This is a genomic window from Acidithrix ferrooxidans, from assembly GCF_000949295.1.
GTDB lineage: Bacteria > Actinomycetota > Acidimicrobiia > Acidimicrobiales > Acidimicrobiaceae > Acidithrix > Acidithrix ferrooxidans.
In genome coordinates this window covers 1-7,161 of the sequence record NZ_JXYS01000055.1, presented here as the reverse complement: position 1 = coordinate 7,161, position 7,161 = coordinate 1, and the positions used below count along the sequence as shown (strand labels likewise).

2 protein-coding genes and 3 rRNA genes are annotated in these 7,161 nt (G+C 52.4%); 1 reads left to right on the top strand and 4 read right to left on the bottom strand.

Annotated elements, in window-relative coordinates; translation table 11 throughout:
* Positions 1-637: Druantia anti-phage system protein DruA (locus tag AXFE_RS08855; RefSeq protein ID WP_200891239.1), on the top strand; the 637-nt coding region annotated here is incomplete at its 5' end.
* Positions 638-898: 261 nt separating this feature from the next.
* Here AXFE_RS08855 and AXFE_RS08850 read toward each other — a convergent pair.
* The 4 genes from AXFE_RS08850 to AXFE_RS08835 all read right to left on the bottom strand — a co-directional run bounded on the left by AXFE_RS08850 (position 899) and on the right by AXFE_RS08835 (position 6,961).
* Positions 899-1,882, bottom strand: a complete 984-nt coding sequence (locus AXFE_RS08850) for a hypothetical protein (protein WP_052605514.1) — start codon at positions 1,880-1,882, stop codon at positions 899-901.
* A 145-nt stretch (positions 1,883-2,027) separates the two neighbouring features.
* Positions 2,028-2,144: ribosomal RNA gene (rrf, locus tag AXFE_RS08845) — 5S ribosomal RNA — on the bottom strand.
* A gap of 56 nt (positions 2,145-2,200) precedes the next feature.
* Positions 2,201-5,205 (bottom strand): 23S ribosomal RNA (locus AXFE_RS08840).
* A 238-nt stretch (positions 5,206-5,443) separates the two neighbouring features.
* A 16S ribosomal RNA gene (locus AXFE_RS08835) occupies positions 5,444-6,961 on the bottom strand.
* Together the 16S, 23S and 5S rRNA genes form the textbook arrangement of a ribosomal RNA operon.
* Positions 6,962-7,161: the final 200 nt, after the last annotated feature.

Genomic DNA, 7,161 nt, shown 5'->3' with positions numbered 1-7,161 from the left:
TGTTCGCTACCAGAGTCCTAATGCCCAACTGCTCCTCCCCGACATGTCTCCGAGCACACTGTCTCAGATCGGAGATCTCCGCATACACCTGGTTCAGACCAAGAAAGCCTCTGCGATCTGGAACCAAACCATCGCGAGCTACCACTACCTCGGATACGTGCCTCTCGCTGGTGCACAACTGCGATATCTGGTAGAAGCCGACTGTGGCTTTGTGTCTGCACTCTCCTTTGGTGCGTCGGCCTGGAAGTGCGCTCCTCGTGACACCCATATCGGCTGGGACGACAAGACTCGTCGTTCCCGGCTGCACCTCGTGGTGGGCAACGCGCGCTTTCTCATCCTGCCTTATATCCAGGTTCCCAACCTCGCCTCCAAGATCCTCGCCAAAGTTACCCGACGCCTGCGTGATGACTGGCAGGTCGCCTATGGCTATGCCCCGGTGCTCGTCGAGACCTTTGTCGAGACTGGTCGCTTTGCTGGTACCAGCTACCGAGCAGCCAATTGGATCCAAGTCGGCAAGACCCAAGGTCGCGGCAAGCTAGACCGCACCCATGCCAAAGCACTACCGGTGAAGGACGTCTATCTTTACCCGCTGCACCGAGCTTACAAAACCATTCTCAGCACTCAGACCAGCATGTGAGATCGCCCCGTCAACGTTACGAATCAAACCCTCTTCGGACGGGATCTCCGAATGTGTACAAATAAAGCGAGCACTGGGAATCAAACCTTAGGACCAGCTAATTTTTCTAGGTAAAAGTCGGCACTGACCCTAGCGCTACCGTCTGGTCGAATCAACAAATCAAGAATCGCCTGTTGTAGAGTCACACTTAGAATTCAAGAGTCGAACTACCAGAATTGCGATAATCACCATAAATAACTATCACAATGGCTGACGGTACCACTACGCCAACGCATCAAGGAGGCCAACCGCAACCTCTGGGTTAGCAACAGCGCATTTAGGACAAGACGGGCCCTGCCCCGGAACATTCAGCCAATAACCTAAGACAAAGGAGTGTGTAGCCGCCACATCACGCACCAACTGGGAACTTGACACAACTTGACCATTTGGCCCCGTCGAAAGACCGGCATAGATCGAAATGGTCGGATTCACACTCCGGGCCAGCTCAGCGGCCTGTTTTACGAATCTAGAATAGACCGCAACGGAGGTCTCCATGGATTGGCTCTGAATCACTATTCCGAAGGCCACCTTAGAGATAGATTGAATCAATCCCGAGGCCAAAAAGGCACTTGCACGATTCTCGCCCGGCGACGAAAGTGCCATGAGATCCAAACCCGGAGCGACAATAACAGAAAGATTCGACGGCTGAGCCAATCGAACAAGACTCCCAGTCGCTAACGAAACATTCTCTTGCTCAGAAATCGGAGTAAAGCTCCAATGCTCAGGATCATAAAGAACAGAACCAAAGCCGGCATTCTTCGAAGAACTCAGCTGCGAAGCGCTAACACCAAGAACAGACCGAAGATCGATAGTAAATGTAGATCCCCAATTAGCAAGTTGGCTGGGCAGAACATTACCATTCAGCAATATATTGGTATTCGAATTATCAAAAGCTCGCCGCGCCAAAGCATTACTACCGTTCTTGTCCAAGAGGCCAATTACATTCGCCGCTATGATCCAATGCAGCCCACCAAGCAAACCACTAACGCCATGAGAAAAAGAAGGCGAAGTCGAAGTAGTACCTCCACCACCTTGACCAGGGAGCGACCCAGAAATTGAAAGCGCGGTAGAAGACGACGTACTACCAGGCCTAGGCGCTGTTGAAACCTTCGCTAAGGTCGTAGCAGTATTACCGCAGGCACCAGCCAACACAGCTAATCCGACTAACCAACTTTGATAGAAGAACCGACGCGATCGCGCTCTCAAACGTCACCCCAAAATATAGATATACAAATCACCATCAAGGATATACCGAGTGGAAGTGAAAACTAAAAGCACCACCACTGCAAAAACGAATTAAACCAAAATGAGCGAAGCTACCAATGTAGCTTCGCTCATTTATCAAATATATATCCGGCGGCGTCCTACTCTCCCAGGGAGTTGCCCCCCAAGTACCATCGGCGCTGGCAGTCTTTACTTCCGTGTTCGGAATGGGAACGGGTGTTTCCCCGCCGCTATGGCCACCGGAATATCTTGGTTGCTCGAATCATCGAGCTACCTATAGCGAGCACGAGCTTTATATTTAGCTCCAAGCCCTCGGCCGATTAGTACCGGTCAGCTGAATGTGTTGCCACACTTACACTTCCGGCCTATCAACGTGGTAGTCTGCCACGGGCCTTACCAGGTTAACCCTGTGGGAGACCTCATCTTGGAAAGAGCTTCGCGCTTATATGCTTTCAGCGCTTATCCCTTCCGTAGGTTGCTAACCAGCCATGCCCCTGGCGGGACAACTGGCACACAAGAGCTACGTCCGTCCCGGTCCTCTCGTACTAGGGACAGCCTTCCTCAGGTCTCCTGCGGCTGCATCGGATAGGGACCGAACTGTCTCACGACGTTCTAAACCCAGCTCGCGTACCGCTTTAATGGGCGAACAGCCCAACCCTTGGGACCTACTACAGCCCCAGGATGCGACGAGCCGACATCGAGGTGCCAAACCTTCCCGTCGATATGGACTCTTGGGGAAGATGAGCCTGTTATCCCCGGGGTACCTTTTATCCGTTGAGCGACGGCGCTTCCACACGCTACCGCCGGATCACTATGCCCTGCTTTCGCATCTGCTCGACTTGTAAGTCTCGCAGTCAAGCTCCCTTTTGCCATTGCACTCAACGACTGATTGCCAACCAGTCTGAGGGAACCTTTGGGCGCCTCCGTTACACTTTAGGAGGCGACCGCCCCAGTCAAACTGCCTACCTGACGCTGTTCCCGATCCGGATAACGGATCTAGGTTAGAACCTCAATACAAACAGGGTGGTATTTCAAGGATGCCTCCACAAAAGCTAGCGCTTTCGCTTCATAGGCTCCCACCTATCCTACACAATCTGTACCAAAGATCAACATCAAGCTACAGTAAAGGTCCACGGGGTCTTTCCGTCCTTATGCAGCTAACGAGCATCTTTACTCGTAGTTCAATTTCGCCGGGTCTGTGGTTGAGACAGTAGGGAAGTCGTTACGCCATTCGTGCAGGTCGGAACTTACCCGACAAGGAATTTCGCTACCTTAGGACCGTTATAGTTACGGCCGCCGTTTACCGGGGCTTAGGTTCAGAGCTTCGCTTTTTAGGGCTAACCCTTCCCCGTAACCTTCCGGCACCGGGCAGGCGTCACAGCGTATACGTCGTCTTTTGACTTTGCACGCTGCTGTGTTTTTAGTAAACAGTCGCTTCCCCCGATTCTCTGCGGCCCACTTGAGCTACGGAGAGTAAATCTCCTCACCTAATGGGCCCTCCTTCTCCCGAAGTTACGGAGGTATTTTGCCGAGTTCCTTAACCACAGTTCTCCCGATCGCCTTAGTATTTTCTACCTACCCACCTGTGTCGGTTTGGGGTACGGGCACCACAGATACTCACTAGAAGCTTTTCTTGGCAGCTTGGAATCAATGACTTCGCCTGAATCGGCTCGGAATCACGCCTTGGAGTTTTATAGGGACCGGATTTGCCTGGGCCCTCTCCTACACGCTTTCCCCGGGATAACCAACACCCGGGATCACCTATCCTCCTGCGTCCCTCCATCGCTGAATAACGCATCTGTCGTGGTACTGGAATATAAACCAGTTGTGCATCGGCTACGCCTCTCGGCCTCGTCTTAGCTCCCGACTCACCCTGGGCGGATTAGCCTTGCCCAGGAACCCTTGGGTTTTCGGCGGAGGAGTTTCTCACTCCTCTCTCGCTACTTATGCCAGCATTCTCACTCGAATCAGCTCCACAGAATGGTTTCCACCTCTGCTTCACAGCTTGATTCGACGCTCCCCTACCACTCCCTATAAATAGGAAGTCCGTAGCTTCGGCTCTTGGCTTGAGCCCCGTTAAATTGTCCGCGCGGGATCACTCGACCAGTGAGCTATTACGCACTCTTTGAAGGGTGGCTGCTTCTAAGCCAACCTCCTGGTTGTTTTCGCGATCCCACATCGTTTACCACTTAGCCAAGAATTAGGGGCCTTAGCTGACGGTCTGGGTTGTTTCCCTTTCGACCAACGAAGCTCATCCCTCGTGGTCTCACTGCCAGACTGTTGAAGCGTTGGCATTCGGAGTTTGGTTGAGGTCAGTAGGCGGTGAAGCCCCATCGCCCATCCAGTGCTCTACCTCCAACGCTGATCATCTGACGCTGCACCTAAATGCATTTCGGGGAGAACCAGCTATCACCGAGTTTGATTGGCCTTTCACCCCTATCCACAGGTCATCCCCCATATTTTCAACTATGGTGGGTTCGGCCCTTCACGGGGTCTTACTCCCGCTTCAGCCTGCCCATGGATAGATCACTCGGCTTCGGGTCTACAGCGTGCGACTAAATTGCCCCATTCAGACTCGCTTTCGCTCCGGCTACCCATCACTGGTTAACCTCGCCACACACCGTAACTCGCTGGCTCATTCTTCAAAAGGCACGCCATCGCTAGTTGCCTAGCTTTGACTGATTGTAAACCAACGGTTTCAGGATCTATTTCACTCCCCTCCCGGGGTGCTTTTCACCTTTCCCTCACGGTACTAGTTCACTATCGGTCGCCTGATATGTACTTAGCCTTACGAGGTGGTCCTCGCAGATTCACGCCGGCTTTCCCGGATCCGGCGCTACTTGGGAGACTAAACAAAAGAGGTCGAATACCTTTAACATACGGGGCTATTACCCTCTGTGGCTAAGATTTCCATAACGATTCTGCTAGGTATCGACTTTGTAACTCTTTCTTAGCTTCTGACATAGCTAAACGTCATAGTTCCCACGACCCCACAACTGGCAACGCTGTCAGGCTATCACACCAGTTGGGTTTAGGCTTGGTCCCTTTTCGCTCGCCGCTACTAAGGGAGTCACATGTTGTTTTTTCTTCCTCGGGGTACTTAGATGTTTCAATTCCCCCGGTTCCCTCTACTGACCCTATATATTCAGGCCAGAGTGCCATGACTACTCATGGCGGGTTTCCCCATTCGGATATCCACGGATCAAAGCTAGATAGGCAGCTACCCGTGGCTTTTCGCAGCCATCCACGTCCTTCATCGGCATCAGGCGCCAAGGCATCCACCGTTGGCTCTTTATAACTTGGAGAATAAAGTTGCTCGTGCTCGCTATAGGTTTCTCAATGAGCGAATTGGTCGCTCCTTGGTAACGAAATAGGATGGTCCACATAATTTGACTCATATGGCATGCATTTTCATATACAGTCAGTTCTTCGACATATCTAAGGAACCCATGACCGTTGTACTTGGCGTAATTGCCGTTTTCGAACGTTTTATCTACTATTGCTAGTTGATATGTCATGGACCTAGCTATGACAGCTCCTTAGAAAGGAGGTGATCCAGCCGCACCTTCCGGTACGGCTACCTTGTTACGACTTCACCCCAATCACCGACCCCACCTTCGACGGCTCCCTCCATTACTGGTTGGGCCACCGGCTTCGGGTGTTGCCGACTTTCGTGGTGTGACGGGCGGTGTGTACAAGGCCCGGGAACGTATTCACCCCGACAATGCTGATTCGGGATTACTAGCGACTCCGGCTTCACGCAGTCGAGTTGCAGACTGCGATCCGAACTGAGACCGGCTTTGTGGGATTAGCTCCCCCTCGCGGGATTGCGACCCTCTGTACCGGCCATTGTAGCATGTGTGCAGCCCTGGACATAAGGGGCATGATGACTTGACGTCATCCCCACCTTCCTCCGAGTTGACCCCGGCAGTCTCTCATGAGTCCCCGACATTACTCGCTGGTAACATAAGACAAGGGTTGCGCTCGTTGCGGGACTTAACTCAACATCTCACGACACGAGCTGACGACAGCCATGCACCACCTGTGAAGGGCCCTAATGGACACCGTATCTCTACGGCTTTTCCCAACATGTCAAGCCCAGGTGAGGTTCTTCGCGTTGCATCGAATTAAGCCACATGCTCCGCCGCTTGTGCGGGCCCCCGTCAATTCCTTTGAGTTTTAGCCTTGCGGCCGTACTCCCCAGGCGGGGCACTTAATGCGTTAGCTACGGCACGGAACCCGTCGAAGTAGGTCCCACACCTAGTGCCCAACGTTTAGGGCGTGGACTACCAGGGTATCTAATCCTGTTTGCTCCCCACGCTTTCGCTCCTCAGCGTCAGTGTCGGCCCAGATTGCTGCCTTCGCCATTGGTGTTCCTCCCGATATCTGCGCATTTCACCGCTACACCGGGAATTCCACAATCCCCTACCGAACTCAAGCCATAGCAGTATCGAATGGCGGCCCCAGGTTAAGCCTGGGGGTTTCACATCCGACTTGCCAAGCCGCCTACGAGCTCTTTACGCCCAATAAATCCGGACAACGCTTGCTCCCTACGTATTACCGCGGCTGCTGGCACGTAGTTGGCCGGAGCTTCTTCTGCAGGTACCGTCATTTTCGTTCCTGCTGAAAGGAGTTTACGACCCTAAGGCCTTCATCCTCCACGCGGCGTTGCTGCGTCAGGCTTTCGCCCATTGCGCAATATTCCCCACTGCTGCCTCCCGTAGGAGTCTGGGCCGTGTCTCAGTCCCAGTGTGGCTGATCGTCCTCTCAGACCAGCTACCCGTCGATGCCTTGGTGAGCCGTTACCTCACCAACAAGCTGATAGGCCGCGAGCCCCTCCCAAAGCGAAAAACTTTCCTCACTCTATCTTGTGATAGTGTGAGCATATTTGGTATTAGCATCGGTTTCCCGGTGTTATTCCAAACTTTGGGGCAGGTTGCTCACGTGTTACGCACCCGTTCGCCACTATCTATAAGGGCAAGCCCTTATAAACCGTTCGACTTGCATGTGTTAAGCACGCCGCCAGCGTTCGTCCTGAGCCAGGATCAAACTCTCCATCGAAATTGATGAAAAAGCTTAATTCAAGCTAATTACTGTTTTTTTGAGTTTCTCAAAATTTTTGAATTGATTAGGTCTGTACTTGTTTAGAAGTTGTTGATCGAATTCATAAGAACAGGTGTCTTCGTTTCTCTAAGAGGTGATATGTGTCTTTGGCTTTGGCTAGTAAGTACCTAAGTTATTTGATACTTATCAGTTAGTTG